13 protein-coding genes are annotated in these 13,561 nt (G+C 39.7%); 7 read left to right on the forward strand and 6 right to left on the reverse strand.

The window, feature by feature from the left end:
* Nucleotides 1-10: 10 nt before the first annotated feature.
* From LOS73_RS03100 to LOS73_RS03130, 7 genes are all read left to right on the forward strand, one after another.
* A complete protein-coding gene (locus LOS73_RS03100; RefSeq protein ID WP_007378742.1) occupies nucleotides 11-631 on the forward strand; it encodes a MarC family protein in 621 nt (206 codons plus the stop codon).
* Nucleotides 632-1,610: 979 nt separating this feature from the next.
* Nucleotides 1,611-2,075 carry a hypothetical protein gene (locus tag LOS73_RS03105; RefSeq protein ID WP_033029560.1) on the forward strand — a complete coding sequence of 155 codons (465 nt, stop codon included), beginning with the start codon at nucleotides 1,611-1,613 and terminating at the stop codon, nucleotides 2,073-2,075.
* A 57-nt stretch (nucleotides 2,076-2,132) separates the two neighbouring features.
* Nucleotides 2,133-3,809: a methyl-accepting chemotaxis protein gene (locus tag LOS73_RS03110; protein WP_457934457.1), complete on the forward strand. Its 1,677-nt coding sequence runs from the start codon at nucleotides 2,133-2,135 to the stop codon at nucleotides 3,807-3,809.
* A 643-nt stretch (nucleotides 3,810-4,452) separates the two neighbouring features.
* Complete coding sequence (locus LOS73_RS03115; RefSeq protein ID WP_457934458.1) at nucleotides 4,453-4,707, forward strand: hypothetical protein; 255 nt, start codon at nucleotides 4,453-4,455, stop codon at nucleotides 4,705-4,707.
* A 5-nt stretch (nucleotides 4,708-4,712) separates the two neighbouring features.
* Nucleotides 4,713-4,901, forward strand: coding sequence for a hypothetical protein (locus LOS73_RS03120; RefSeq protein ID WP_457934459.1), 189 nt, complete (start codon nucleotides 4,713-4,715; stop codon nucleotides 4,899-4,901).
* A 155-nt stretch (nucleotides 4,902-5,056) separates the two neighbouring features.
* Nucleotides 5,057-5,386, forward strand: a complete 330-nt coding sequence (locus LOS73_RS03125) for a hypothetical protein (RefSeq protein ID WP_457934460.1) — start codon at nucleotides 5,057-5,059, stop codon at nucleotides 5,384-5,386.
* 133 nt (nucleotides 5,387-5,519) lie between these two features.
* Complete coding sequence (locus LOS73_RS03130) at nucleotides 5,520-6,017, forward strand: HD domain-containing protein (protein ID WP_457934461.1); 498 nt, start codon at nucleotides 5,520-5,522, stop codon at nucleotides 6,015-6,017.
* 330 nt (nucleotides 6,018-6,347) lie between these two features.
* Here the strand turns inward: LOS73_RS03130 and LOS73_RS03135 are convergent, their stop codons facing one another.
* From LOS73_RS03135 to LOS73_RS03160, 6 genes are all read right to left on the reverse strand, one after another.
* Nucleotides 6,348-6,485: a restriction endonuclease gene (locus LOS73_RS03135; RefSeq protein WP_457934462.1), complete on the reverse strand. Its 138-nt coding sequence runs from the start codon at nucleotides 6,483-6,485 to the stop codon at nucleotides 6,348-6,350.
* 686 nt (nucleotides 6,486-7,171) lie between these two features.
* Complete coding sequence (locus LOS73_RS03140) at nucleotides 7,172-8,695, reverse strand: MFS transporter (protein WP_457934463.1); 1,524 nt, start codon at nucleotides 8,693-8,695, stop codon at nucleotides 7,172-7,174.
* Nucleotides 8,692-9,711 carry an HlyD family secretion protein gene (locus LOS73_RS03145; protein WP_457934464.1) on the reverse strand — a complete coding sequence of 340 codons (1,020 nt, stop codon included), beginning with the start codon at nucleotides 9,709-9,711 and terminating at the stop codon, nucleotides 8,692-8,694. Before LOS73_RS03145 ends, LOS73_RS03140 begins: the two co-directional genes overlap by 4 nt.
* Nucleotides 9,701-10,945 (reverse strand): ATP-grasp domain-containing protein, encoded by a 1,245-nt coding sequence (locus LOS73_RS03150; RefSeq protein WP_457934465.1) that lies wholly within the window; start codon nucleotides 10,943-10,945, stop codon nucleotides 9,701-9,703. The genes LOS73_RS03145 and LOS73_RS03150 overlap by 11 nt, the downstream gene beginning before the upstream one ends.
* A 16-nt stretch (nucleotides 10,946-10,961) precedes the next feature.
* Nucleotides 10,962-12,383 (reverse strand): SidA/IucD/PvdA family monooxygenase, encoded by a 1,422-nt coding sequence (locus LOS73_RS03155; protein WP_457934466.1) that lies wholly within the window; start codon nucleotides 12,381-12,383, stop codon nucleotides 10,962-10,964.
* 38 nt (nucleotides 12,384-12,421) lie between these two features.
* Entirely contained in the window at nucleotides 12,422-13,561 is a 1,140-nt protein-coding gene (locus LOS73_RS03160; protein ID WP_457934467.1) for a cupin-like domain-containing protein, read from the reverse strand.

The raw sequence follows: 13,561 nt of genomic DNA on the forward strand, positions 1-13,561 counted from the left end.
AAACCCAGTAATGCATGAATTATTAGCTATATTTATCTTCTTTTTTGCGGTGATAGACCCCATTGGCACTGTGCCTGTATTTATTGCAGTTACTCGCGGTGAAGATGAAAAATTTAAGCGCAAAGTAATATTTAAAGCCGTAGGTGTATCTGCCATCGTGCTTTTATTTTTTGTTGTAGCGGGTGAGCAACTACTTAATGCCATAGAAATTCCGCTTTCAGCATTTCAAATTGCTGGCGGCATAGTATTACTTATTTTTGCACTTTCAATGATATTTGGTGAAAGCAAACCAGAAACAGAAATAAAAAGTGTTCGAGATAGCACTGAGACCGCCATTTTCCCACTGGCTATTCCTTCTATAGCAAGCCCTGGTGCTATGTTGGGGGCCGTGTTGATGACTCGTAACGAAGAGCATACATGGGTTGAGCAGCTAATAACATCATCAACGATGTTAGCGGTGTTGGCTATTGTCCTAATTTTATTGCTCTTAGCTACGCATGTGCATAAATTAATTGGTGACAGTGGTGCAAGTATAATAAGTAGAATAATGGGGCTTATTTTGAGTTCAGTTGCGGTAACAAATATTTTAAGCGGTATTGCTCATTACTTTGGTTTGCAAGTATTTACTTAAAATCGTTGCGATTTTAGGAGACCATAACATTATATTTACTAACTTGAATTTGGAATAATTAATCACACGTAATGATATTTATGACTGGAAAATATTGGGTTTGCGGGTAATCGGCCTGCTGCTTATATGCAAATTACTCTTGCTGCTATTATATGAGTTTTAAGTGTAAGTCTCTGATTTTAAATTGTATTGTTGTTTTTTAATGCTGTATGGCTGTGTTTTTAGAGCGATATAATACTAAACGCAACCCCTTACTATATCGTTACAGTCTTAAATTGCTCACTCGTAGCGTTGTGTAAATTAAAATAGGTATTTTTTATAGTACCAATCCTCATAAAAGTTTTAGCCTAGGAGCAGTTTATCTTTTGAGATTTAATTTTAGCTGTGTGTTTGTTTTTCAGGCAAAACAGAGCCTATGTCGTGTGATTATTTCCCATAAATAGGCGATAATGCAGTACAAATATGCGCCGCCCTAATGGGGCTTTTTAGGGACGATTAACCTTCTGTTACTTACATTGATGAAGTTAAGTAGGCGAGAGCTAGGCATAGAAGCTTTACTCGGTTTTTACTTACTCTTACAGGGATGCAAGCCATTAGAGTTACGCAGGAGCAGTTACCGAAACCACTTGATTACAAACCTCGCGCCGCGATTTAATCGCCCCTAGATTGAACAAATTTCTATTCACAAAGATCAACACGGCCTAGCTACAGTGCAATTTAATTATTGTTAATAGACCTCAAATCTAAGCCGATTGGTGTAAGTAAAATAGTATTGTTTTTATTTTTTAACTGATTTTATAAAAAATTTTACTAAGTAAATAATCCTGCCTATATTTATTAACAATACCACCCTCCATGTAGAATAAATGTTTTTCTTAATTGTTTATTAGTTATTACATTTTTGGCTTTGTTGTAAGGAATACTAACGTTGATGTGATGCTGGAGGGTTTGTTTGTTTCCTTATTTACAAGAGAAGATTATGAAAAATAAAGTTTTAAAATTTACAGCGTGTTTTTTTATATTTTTGACTCCTGCTGTTCAAGCGGGTGACGAGGTGAAACATATACCAGGCGTTTTTATTGGCACTACACATTTTGACAGTGAAAGTGAGTTTACGTTTGGTGTTGAGTATGAATATAAGTTTACTCAAAATTGGGGAGCTGGAGTGGTATTTGAGCGTACAAATGATGCACATCATGGAGATGGAACGGCGGTTGCTTTGGCTTCGCTCTATTATCACCCGACTAAAAATGTTCGTTTAGGTGTTGGTTATGGTGAAGAGCGTATAGGCGGAGCTCACCCCCATAATGAAGATTTATACCGCATTAGCTCTGCTTATGATTTTCATGTCGGTGACTTTGGTATAGCACCAACGATAGCTGTCGATTTTATTGATGATGAAGAAGCAGTAGTTGTCGGTTTAGCTATTACTCGACCTTTTTAAGTTTTTACTTTGTAACAGTAAAGTTAGGTTTAAGCCTAAAATATGAAGGGGTCTAAAATGTTAAATAAGTTATCTATTACAAGTAAAATATACTGCCTAGGAATATCACAAATATTATTAATGGTGGTAATTGGGATTATATCTTTAACACAAATGAACAAAATTGGTATAGAGCTGGTTGATATAGCTGAGCGAGATATTCCGCTCAGCAACATGCTTACTGCAATGTCTGAGCACAAATTAGAACAAACGATATTTTTTCAGCGAGCTTTATTACACGCAAGTTTAGAACCAGGTAAAGCCAATGAAGAAATCGAGAATAAACTCACGTCATTAACGCAAAAAATTCAAAGTGAATTTAATAAGTCAGAAAAATTTGTCACCGATTCTATTGATTATTTGCACAGTGAAGAGGCAAAAGCGAGTTTTACTTCGCTAGCGAGTGACCTGAAGCTTTTAAATAAAGAATACCAAAGTATTTCTCTGAATATTAATGACATTATTGAGGCCACTAAAACGCAATCCGTTGGCAGCTTGGATGATAAAATAAAGTTAATAGAAGTCGCAGAAGATAAATTTGAGGAAAAACTTATAGCTTTACTCTCTCAGATCCAGCAGTTTACTTTAAACTCAGCTTTGCAAGCTGAAAATGATGAAAAGCAAGGTATTAACCTTATTCTTTATATATTTATCTTCTCCGTTATTGTGGGTGTTGTTTTATCATATATGATTAGCAGAGCAATCGCTTTGCCTGTGAATATGCTAAAAAATAGATTAGTTGAAATAGCTGATGGCGATGGCGATTTAACGTTAAAGCTTGATGAAAGCGCCGGCGATGAAACTGGCGATACAGCAAGAGCGTTCAACAAATTTTTATCAATGCTAAGAGAAACAATAAATGAAGCTAATATACATTTATCGCAATTAGACGACTCATCAAAGTTTGCCGTAACTGTTATGCAGGAAACGGTAGTTAATGTTGAAAAGCAAAGAGCTGAAACCGAAATGGTTTCAACAGCAGTAGAAGAAATGAACTGTACAACTTTAGAAGTTGCGAGTAATACCCAGAATGCTTCTGATGTAACAGAAGCAGTCAAAGAGCGTGTATTAAAGGGCAAGGCAGAAGCTTCTGAGGCAAAAGTTGTTATTCAGCGTTTAGCTAAAGAAATAGATGAAGCAAGTACCGTAATTGAGTGCCTTGTTACAGAAACAAATAATATCGGCAGCGTTTTAGATACAATACAGAGTATTGCCGAACAAACCAATTTACTCGCTTTAAATGCTGCAATAGAAGCCGCTCGTGCTGGTGATACTGGTAGAGGTTTTGCTGTTGTAGCGGACGAAGTCAGGGCACTTGCTCAACGAACACAGGTCTCAACTGTTGATATACAAGGGCTGGTTACTCGCTTACAAAGTGAGGCGAAAAATGCGGTTATTAGTATGAATAAAGGGATTAGTAGTGCTGACGAATGCCTTAAAAAAAGTACTGAAACGTCAGAAATATTTGCTAACTCAGCCATTGCTGTTAATGAGATTACGGACCTAAACTTACAGATTGCTACCGCAGCAGAAGAGCAGTCTGCTGTTGTAAGCGAAATAAATCAAAATTTAATTAATATTACTGATATTGCAATAGAAACATCTACAGGAGCAAAAAATACGTCAGAAGCAAATGAAAGTATCGCCCGATATATTGCTAATTTAAGAGTTAATTTGAATAAATTTAAAGTTTAAATTATGTTTTTATATAGAAGCAATGGAAGTGTGGCAATTCGGTAACATCATTACTAATTTAAAGATGTATATTTCTTTGATAATTAATGATTTTATGGGTTATGTAATTGTCTTGGGGCAGTGGTATTAGTTTAATGACTGTCGTGTACACAAATTAATGATATTTGCGTAAATTTATTAGTAGAGCCATATGGTTTATTTTAAGCTCGGCTACACCGATTGTCTTTTAAATGGTGTAGCTCATTATTTTAGTTTTTAGGTGTTTGCTTTGCATTGATGCCCGCTAGGCTTTTGTGTAAAATACAGCGCCTTTTAAGCTGTGCTTAATAACTTAATACCCTGAGGTTTGCTTTGAATAAATGTACTTTGGATAGACGCTTTTCTGTAGCCCCGATGCTTGATTGGATGTGTTGTCATTAATAATCAATAGGTTAAGTTGTTCTTGGGGTACTATAGGGAGACCGAAATACAAAAGCAGACCTGTAGTTTTTTCCAATAGTTTTTTTCGTGTGTCTTGCCTTATAAAATTTACTGTAGTAATTTAAAAACTCACAATTCGAAATCGATACTTAGATAAAGATTTCACTCAATTAACATTGGGTGGAGCGTCTAAGTTCGTGCCGCTCCACCTCTAGGAGCAGGCATGACTAGTAAAACGTTGTACAACACTTTTCCACAGCAGTACCAATCAAAAGCCATAGATAAATTTAGAAGTCATTTCTACCCTCAGCTCGTATCCAATGCTATGGATACCCTCGGCAATGAGCTAGAACCTCACAGTTATATGGTTTATAAACTTTTGGAAGAGGGTAGTGCAGAGTTAAAGCCATATGAGCTCTACCACCTTTATCAACCCCTTACTGCTTCTGAACTGAATTGTGCTGCTGAGAGGATATAAATGCAATGCGAAAACAATGCCGTAGGAATAAACGCCGATTGTCTCAGCTATTAAAAGAGGCTCATGCTAATGGCAAGCGTATAGAGGAATGGATTGGTTTAATGAAAGCTCGCACTCAAACAAAGGCGTGGAATCGGCTCGCTAACCGTTATGATGTGCATTTAGATTGGTCTAATACAGCGTTTGATACTTAATCCAAGTGGTTATTTGTACAGGAAGTTATTTACGCATCATCAACCACTAAAGGAAGGTTCAGAGTGTATATGAGCATCGATGAGCTCCCAATCGAGCATAAAAATAGGTTTTCCAATTTACCGTGGGATCAGGGGAGCTCTCCCATGGAGGTTGTATGAGCGACATAAGTAAACTTAGTTTTATCAAAAAATCGGCTAAAGTTCCCATTAGTGAATTAAAGCTGATAAAACGAAAAGATGGAGGCTTTAGAGAGCATCCTTCAAGGTTTTTTAAGCGACGTTGCCTTAGAAACTTTACCTACAAGAGTATGCAAGACCTAGCTGCTCAATCAAATATCGAGGTTGAGGTATTAGAACTATTTATGGAAGCTAATTTGACCGTTGACCTAGTGTTTGCTGAGCAGCTAAGCAGAGCGACTAAAATTAGTACTGCTACTTGGTTGGAACTACAGCGTCAATATGATGAGTATATAAAACACCGCTGATATAGATTGCAATAAACGGATCACTGCATTCCAAGTTTGAGGCCTATTTTATGATAGTTATTCCTCATACTGGTTACAAGAATACTTTTATAGCCTCAACAGCAGTGCGACTAAATTTTAAAAGGATACTAAGATGAGCTCTTATAAGCTTTTAATTAAATCACTAGAGCTGGCTTCAAAAAATCATGCGCAGCAAAAGCGAAAGTCAGATGGTTCGCCTTATATTAATCATTTGATAGAAGTCGTAGCCTTACTTGCTGATATCGCTGATATCGCTGAAATTGATGATGCCGATGAGCTAAGCGCCGCAATACTCCATGATATTTTAGAGGACACTGATGTTACTAGAGACGAGCTCTATAAAACCTGTGGTAATCGTGTTCTGGAGTTAGTCGAGGCACTTTCTGACGATAAATCGCTATCTTTAGAAGAGAGACGGAAAGATACGCTTAGAGTGCTTCCAAAGAAGCCTATTTCGGTAATGCGTATCAAATTAGCGGATTTGTGCTCTAATGCTTCTGCAATACCATCAGGTTGGTCATTAGAGCGGCAAACAGAATACTTTCAATGGTTAATCAGGTTGCTGAAATTTGTAAAGCATCTAGCCTTGCGTTGCATAATGAGTATCTGAGAAGGAGAGCTGTACACATTGCTGAATAGTACTCTCTAGTTGACCAATACATTTGTAATTACATTTAGACCTGCCAGATAAATGTTTCTATTAGGGCTTATTAATCTGGCAAGTTCAAACTTTAGCATCAAAGTATACCTTTAAACTATTTCCTTAAATTTATTGTCTGTTATTAGTACTCAGCCTACTTCGGCAAAGAGCGAAAAACAGATGGTCGATCTAACTTACCTTTGGACAATTTCAAGTTAGAGCTAATGTTCAAAATTCGCCCTCGAAGTTGAACGATTAAAGGTCTTGATATTGTTGAATTCGGAGTACGTTTAACCTGTACTACCCCACGCACACTAAAGATACATTACCTGCAACATCGACGCCTTTATCGCCACTTTGCTCTGTAACTTGAATATCCTCATATCCCATTGACATTAAGATTCGGGTAACCAGCTTTTCGAATTGGCAAGGATTCATCGACGATAACTGTTCAAATTAAATCTCGTGCTGAATACGATTGTGCTTGTTGATGTCCTTAAGAAGAGCGAATTTATCTTCCTCCGATAATTGTCGGCGGACAATAAAGTTTGAATTTTTCTCTCACGTAGGCTCCAATACTAAGTAGCGCTAGATAGAAAAGTAGACAATAAAGATTGAGACAAACTGCAGTGAAAATACTATTCAATATTTAACATAAAGTTTAATAACCAAGTGACGTCAGCCAGATAATCACCAAGATTAATTTGATGCTTGTCATTACTAGGTTTCAATAACTCACTCTGGGGCAGAGCTAATCTTGAGCAGTTTCGCTCACAGACTCCTAGTTAGTAATACAAACGACAACAGCACATTCCTAAGTGTTGGCTTAGTTCAGAGTAAACTTGGGGACGTTAGTCATAAACGATCTTGCTTAACCTGCATTAATTGCATTTTATGTTGTTTGCTGTAAAAGTTCGTTTAACAAAATATAAATTTTCTCCAGACTTTCTTTTTACTGATTAGTCCCCGCTGCTAATAAATGATTGTCTTTTGTGACCTATGTGCTCGTGAAGCGATAATTTCACCAAAAATCAAAACCTCTTGCAGAATACTAGGGGCTGTTCATTCATTTTCTACAACGCTTTACCTAAAAGATCAATCTCAGAAGCATGCATCTTTACCATTCACCGTTTGTGTCGTAAAGCAACACCGGCGATAAAGATCACTGCGGCCATGATCACGAGAAACTGGTTTAAGATGCTGAACAATTCAATAAAAGCGAGTTTTTGCGCTTGGCCAATATCAACGTACTGAGTAATAGGGTTGATAGCAATTAGACTTTCGGCATTATTCAAGTTTATCGAGCCAATGGTTTGTCCGTGCTGTGGCAATACTTCTCGGGTTGTTGATAGATCAAAACGCCGACTGATAACTAATGACGCTATTGCGCCATTTAATATATTCTCATAAGTTGCCCCAACCAACGCCACACCGACAATGCCACCCAAGATACGAAATAAATTAAAAAAAACAGCGGCTTCTTTGGCATCATCTCTGCTAATATCTTGAAATGCTATGGAGCCGATAGACAATACGATAAGTGGGATGGCTGCGGCTCGAAACAATTGAGAAGCAAACAGATGCTGACCTGACATACCATTTTCGTAATAGCTCAAACCATAGACCGCCAACGACAGCAGCAATACACCAAATGCTATAACTTCATAGCTGAACAGGCGCGGGAATCGGCCAAAAACCTTGATTATAATGACATGGGGTATGGCTATGAAAGAATAGAAGATGCCGATTTCTTTCGGTGTAAATCCATGCATAGTGGACAGGTAAAACGGCAATAAAAACAAATAAACCAAGACACAACATCCGGCCAGTGCGTTCACTGAGCATGAAAAGACAAAAGAAAAGCTCTTTAGAATATTGTAGTTTAGCAGGCGATTTTCTCGGTGGCTCTGAGAATAGCTAAACAGCATAAACAACGCCAGTGCTGCAAATAGGCTGAAAATAAAAGTTTGAGAATTAAACCAACCGACCTTATTACCATTGGTCAATGTCGACTCAAAGAGCACCAGACTCACCATAACAAGTAAAGATGAAACCACTTTTTTGTAGGATATTTGCGACCACTGAATCGTCTCCGGTTTGTCAACGGCATCCAAAGCCAGCAAACACAAAATGCCGATAGGTAAATTGACGATAAACAACGTCCGCCAAGAAACAAATTCAACCAGTAATCCACCAATCAGCGGTGACAGTAACGGGGCAAGCGAGCCAACAACCATATATTTGGTGATGTTTTGATCTCTGTTTTGTTGCGGCAGGTGATGAGAAATAATGTAATAGGGAAACAATAAAAGAATCCCGCCAAAGACGCCTTGAAGTACCCTTAACATCAGGAAAACTTCAAAGTTGTTACACACGGCAATCAGGGTTGAAGAGGCAATAAATCCATAGGAGCAATAGCTCAATAGATTGCGCTCTCCCAACAAACTGACCAATAAGCCAAACAATGGGATGACCGACAACTCGGCTATGAGATAGTAACTGACGATAGCTGAGGCGTCTGTTACAGTGACAGAAAACTCTTCTTGTATGATAGAAACAAACAGGTTGGTAACCTGCACGTCGAACATGGCCAAAAAAGCCAACAGTAACGTACTGTAGAAGTGTCTTTGTGAAATCGGCTGGCTCATTGTCTAGAATCGGGTTTTTCAATGGTTACATTTGCTGTCAGGCCAGGTGTTAAAGACTGTCGCGTGTTTTCAGTTAAAACCAGCTCTACGGGAATACGTTGAGCTGTTTTTACAATATAGCCAGAGGTCAAACTTAACGGTGTGGCACCACGCTTGGTTCCACCAACTGAGCCTATCTTGCTAATAACACATGAAAAGTCGTTCTCACCAATCGATTCAAATGAACACTTGGCTTTTCCACCAGGACTTAGGTATTGCAGGTATTTTTCATCAAAATAAGCTGCGACGTAAACGTCTTTAGTTGGTGATAATACGGCCATCAATTCGCCTTCTTTGACATATTCACCCGCATGCACGTAGACCTCGGCGACTTTACCGACAAGTTCAGTGCGTAATGTAAGGTCGTCGCTCCGTTCTTCGAGAACCATTCGAATCTTTTCAAGATCTTTGACAACCGCAGTTGACAGCTCAAGTGCACGTTGCTGTTTATTGAACTCCTGCTCAAGGGCCTGAATTTCAATGAGTACCTGATTCATCAATACTTCTTCTGAAACGCGATGATACGCATAGCCGTTGTATTCAATGTCAGACAGATAGCCGGTTTTGCCTAACTCCAAAGCCTTTTTATGATTGCTTTCTTTAATTGTGAAAGCATTTTTGGTAAGTATCTGTTTTTGTTTGAGCAATACAAGGCTGGAGGTGAGATCATCGATGCTTTGCTTGAGGTTTTGTTGCTTGAAACGCTCTTGGTTGATTAACATCTGGTTTTCAACCAAATCATAACTGGAGTGCGTATTTCTAATTTGAAACAGCTGCTGCCCGGCTGATAGTAGCAAGCCGCGCTCAACGTTAACTTCTTGCACAATGCCCGCAGCCGCTGCTCTAACTTCGATCAGATTCGCATCAATAAATGCGATATCCGACTGAAGCACTTTAGAGTTGAGCCAAATGAAGTAACCTGCACCGGCAACGACACAAATCGCACAGGTGCTGACAAGTACTGCTTTAAGCTTCATTCAAGATTCCATTTTTTTCCAGGTTTTCTATCTTTTGAATGCTTTGGCTAAGCTCAGCTTCTGAATCGGCGATTAAAACACACAATGCAGGTGAGGTCAGTACATCAATGGTTTTAGGGAAGGGGGAACCATCAATAGCTTTGGTAGTCACAAATTTAACCGCATCGATGTCGTTTAGCCGGTCAATTTTCTTTAGGCTTGCCGATTGGATTTCAGCTACGTTGCTTGTAAACAGTATCTTTCCACTTAACTCTGGTTTGCGCGGTACAGTATTACTCAACAGCTTATAGTTTGAGGCCAATTTGGCGTGTGAGAATCCATTACAGTGTTCAAACAACACATCACCAATACCGCCCAATCCGCTGATCCTGGCATTTACTTCGATAAGCCGTGGGCCAGATTCAGTCATCATCACTTCAATAAGGAATTGGCCAAACTTGATTTCCATTGCGTCCAGAATCTGTGAAACGTAAGCGTGAACAGCTTTTGAGGTTTCAGACTCTCTTGATAGCAGATTGATGGTGCGAATGTTCTTAACACCATCTTGGATGGTTTCGTCATAACAACAAGTCGCGACCTTATGATGCACGCCTTTATTACTTATAATGCAGATTGAGTGCTCTTGCCCAATCAATAACTCTTCGACAACGAGTTCAGCGACCAAATCACCATTTTTGTCATAGCAGCCAAGGAGTTCTTGAGTGCGTGACAGTAATTGCGCTTCATCATCACAAACAAATACGCCGAAAGAACCACCGCTTTCTGTTGGCTTCAAAATGACCGGATAGCCAATTTTTTGCTTGATGCCTTCTAACGTAGCAGCGTCTGGGGTTTCGGTTATGCGTTTGTGCTTTGAAACCTCAACGCCTTTGCTTGCCAAAAACGCATTTACACCGAACTTATTGCCTATAAAATTCTCCAGGTCAACAGCCGGAGTGAGTTCTGGCGTTAATCGCTTAGTCAATAGCACCCATAGTTTGGAACCTGTGTCGAAACCGTTATAGACCCGTTCAACTTGCCAATCTTTAAGTTGTGTTATCAAATCGTCCAATGAATCTTGCTGGTGTAATACAGTACTGAAATCCTCAGCGTCAAAGCTCAGACCAGAATCATCACTTGGTCTGAATGGGCTAAGAACGGCGATAATGTTATGGCCGTCCTGTTTAAGTTGTTTAGTTAAGTGTTGGTAATAGGGGTCGACTACAATCACACACGTCTTTTTTTCTGTTGGCATGCTTAATTCCTTACTATTAGAGTGTATCGATGAAAGCGTTGACTTGTTCAACGTTTTGAGTGAATAGTTGCTCGGTTATGTGATTGGCTATTTCAGCACTGGCCTTAGACAAACACTGAATACCAATCGAGGTTTGCACAATATCAGACATGCTATAGATGCTGCTGACATGCTGGTGCTCTTCGCACAAAGGCATAAAGTGATAGTGCTTGCTCAGTTTTGGCAGGGTTTCCAAACCCAAAGGCAGTTTCTCGTCTTGGCAGTGTTGCCACAAACGGATTTGATTGCGTACACATTCCAATTCCTGGCGATATTCTAAGCCTTGTCTTGGGCCGGTTGCATAAATCACCATATCGTAATGACGCACTTCGCCATTGGCGATGATCTTGATTTGGTTCTCGTTCATGGCCAGTTCACTGATTTTATAGCCATTTAGAATGTTCATTTTATTGAGCAGTTCAACTCGATCCAGATATTCAGGATGCGAACCAGAACGGCCATATTTGAACAGTTTCTTAAGCAGTTTTACTCGGGCCTTGTCTTCAAGTTTGCAATTGAAGTCCAAAATAGGTTGCAGAATATCAGCAGGTGCTTGTTCGCTTTCGTCTGGGTAGATATCAGAGTCATCTCTACCACGCCAAAGCGCCTCGTATATAGCTTGTTCAGGCAAAGGGGTTCTACTGTATACATCAAGTGTTGTACAACCTGATTTGACAGCGATAGACGCGTGATCAAATCCAGAAGCACCAGAGCCTATGATAGCTACTGACTTACCATCGAAGGTGCTGCCGTCATAGTTTTCCCAGGTGCATACGTACTTGTCTCTTGGCAATACATCTGCAAACTCATCCGGCAAGGCCCATTTACCGACTGAGGTCATGCCTGTAGCCAGTACGATTTTACGGGCATAATGGGTTGTTACTTTGCCGTTGTTAGCAATTGCAGTAACATAGCATTGATGTTTTTCAGACCATTGCAGATTGAGCAACTCAGTATCAAAAGAAACATTTAACTGCAATATGATAGTGAACCAATTCAAATATTCAGCCCAGTAATGGGTTGGAATATAGTTAAACTCATCATATTCTTCGGTCGAATACTTTGAGCAAAACCAGCTCTTGAAGCTGAGCAACGGATTGCCGCTTTCAAGCCCAGGGATAAACTTGGGCGTTCTTAAATTTTTCATTTTAGCAAAGGTGTTCCAAGGCCCACTTTTGCCTTCTGGCTGTTGGTCGATGATAGAGATTCGACGTATGCCATTTAACTTAAGATTGTAAGCCAGACACAGGCCTGACTGACCAGCGCCGACGACGATGACGTCCAGCACTTTCTCTTTAGAGACTTGTGTTGTCGGCACCCAACTTTGCTTGGAGAAAAACCTCAACTGGTCGAGGTATTCCGTTATTTGGCTTTCCAGCGCTTCGATACTATTAAACATAATGCTTACATTGACTCCCAAATTTAACTGCTTTTCCGTTAAGACAAAATTTCGCCCAGTGGCTCACCCAACATCAACTCTTCGCGCCAGCGGAGTTTGTTCTGTGAGTAAGAGTAATAGCGTTCCACAGCCATTGAATGAGTTACCTCTTCATATCCAGGAACAACTGGAGGACCTTTGCGAGTGCTATCGTTTCTAAGTTGGCTGTTAATCTTTCTATAAAGCGCGTTGGTCGCTTCATGTCTTTGTTCAATTGACTGATAAGAAGCGGTAAGTACCGGCTCAATTTTATGCCAAAGCGTGGCTTGCAGATCCGCTTTTTCGTTGTCATCTTTAACTAACATTATTCGGGTCAGAATATCGTGTAATTCCGGGTAAAAAGGCACTTGGTTAGCATCCACTAACTTTTTCGAAAAGCTGTCTCGTCCAAATCTAAAATTCACTGACATGCCGGTATCCAAATATTCAATGTAGTGCCAGATTGATGCAGGGAAAATAACCGCTTCGCCGGGCTCAAGAATGCAGTCGTAAGCGCCTAAGTATCTTAGCAAGTCGAGTTTTTCATCTTCCGGCAGGTTTTGGAGCAGCAAATTACTGAAATTCATAGTTGGATGGATTTTTTCCAGCGAAGCGGTCGGTACCATCACAACCCGTTTACGGCCAAATACCTGGTAGAGCATGACATGACGAAAGTCTCCGTCAAAGTGTAAGTGGGCATAGTTGCCTTTGTTGGCGACAAACATGAAGGAGACCAATTGTTCAGGATTGAGTGGCGGCAAGGCAATATTTGGCAGCTCCAGTGTATCTAAAACTTTTTGTGGTGACGGGCACTCGACGCAAAGCAAATCAGTATCTGGGTTTTGTTCGATATGAGCACAGTAGTCTTTGAGCTTCATGTCTGAAATCACATTTTTGACTTTACTGCTTAAGCCTCTTTCTTTTGGAACGGCGTCTTTTCTTAACTGGCTGGTGTAGTTGTTTTGCACCTGAATATCTAAATCAGGCAATAATGACAAAATGTCATCTTGCGTTTTACACTGGCCAATTTTAGCGTTAGCCTGGCTGTTCTGGATGATCACCGGTTTGGCGTTGGCCAAGTATTTTTCGAATATGATTTGTTGATTACATTCCGTAATACGCTCAACGTTATCAAGCGGTTTAATATTTTCGTTTACCAT

Source organism: Pseudoalteromonas sp. SCSIO 43210, from assembly GCF_054133285.1.

Excerpts from the sequence above, each read along its gene's own strand:
- LOS73_RS03145 (WP_457934464.1), bottom strand. The coding sequence starts at position 9,711 with ATGAAGCTTAAAGCAGTACTTGTCAGCACCTGTGCGATTTGTGTCGTT.
- LOS73_RS03125 (WP_457934460.1), top strand. The coding sequence starts at position 5,057 with ATGAGCGACATAAGTAAACTTAGTTTTATCAAAAAATCGGCTAAAGTT.
- LOS73_RS03105 (WP_033029560.1), top strand. The coding sequence starts at position 1,611 with ATGAAAAATAAAGTTTTAAAATTTACAGCGTGTTTTTTTATATTTTTG.
- LOS73_RS03160 (WP_457934467.1), bottom strand. The coding sequence starts at position 13,561 with ATGGTAAACGAAAATATTAAACCGCTTGATAACGTTGAGCGTATTACG.
- LOS73_RS03155 (WP_457934466.1), bottom strand. The coding sequence starts at position 12,383 with ATGTTTAATAGTATCGAAGCGCTGGAAAGCCAAATAACGGAATACCTC.
- LOS73_RS03150 (WP_457934465.1), bottom strand. The coding sequence starts at position 10,945 with ATGCCAACAGAAAAAAAGACGTGTGTGATTGTAGTCGACCCCTATTAC.
- LOS73_RS03130 (WP_457934461.1), top strand. The coding sequence starts at position 5,520 with ATGAGCTCTTATAAGCTTTTAATTAAATCACTAGAGCTGGCTTCAAAA.
- LOS73_RS03140 (WP_457934463.1), bottom strand. The coding sequence starts at position 8,695 with ATGAGCCAGCCGATTTCACAAAGACACTTCTACAGTACGTTACTGTTG.
- LOS73_RS03135 (WP_457934462.1), bottom strand. The coding sequence starts at position 6,485 with ATGAATCCTTGCCAATTCGAAAAGCTGGTTACCCGAATCTTAATGTCA.
- LOS73_RS03120 (WP_457934459.1), top strand. The coding sequence starts at position 4,713 with ATGCGAAAACAATGCCGTAGGAATAAACGCCGATTGTCTCAGCTATTA.
- LOS73_RS03115 (WP_457934458.1), top strand. The coding sequence starts at position 4,453 with ATGACTAGTAAAACGTTGTACAACACTTTTCCACAGCAGTACCAATCA.
- LOS73_RS03110 (WP_457934457.1), top strand. The coding sequence starts at position 2,133 with ATGTTAAATAAGTTATCTATTACAAGTAAAATATACTGCCTAGGAATA.
- LOS73_RS03100 (WP_007378742.1), top strand. The coding sequence starts at position 11 with ATGCATGAATTATTAGCTATATTTATCTTCTTTTTTGCGGTGATAGAC.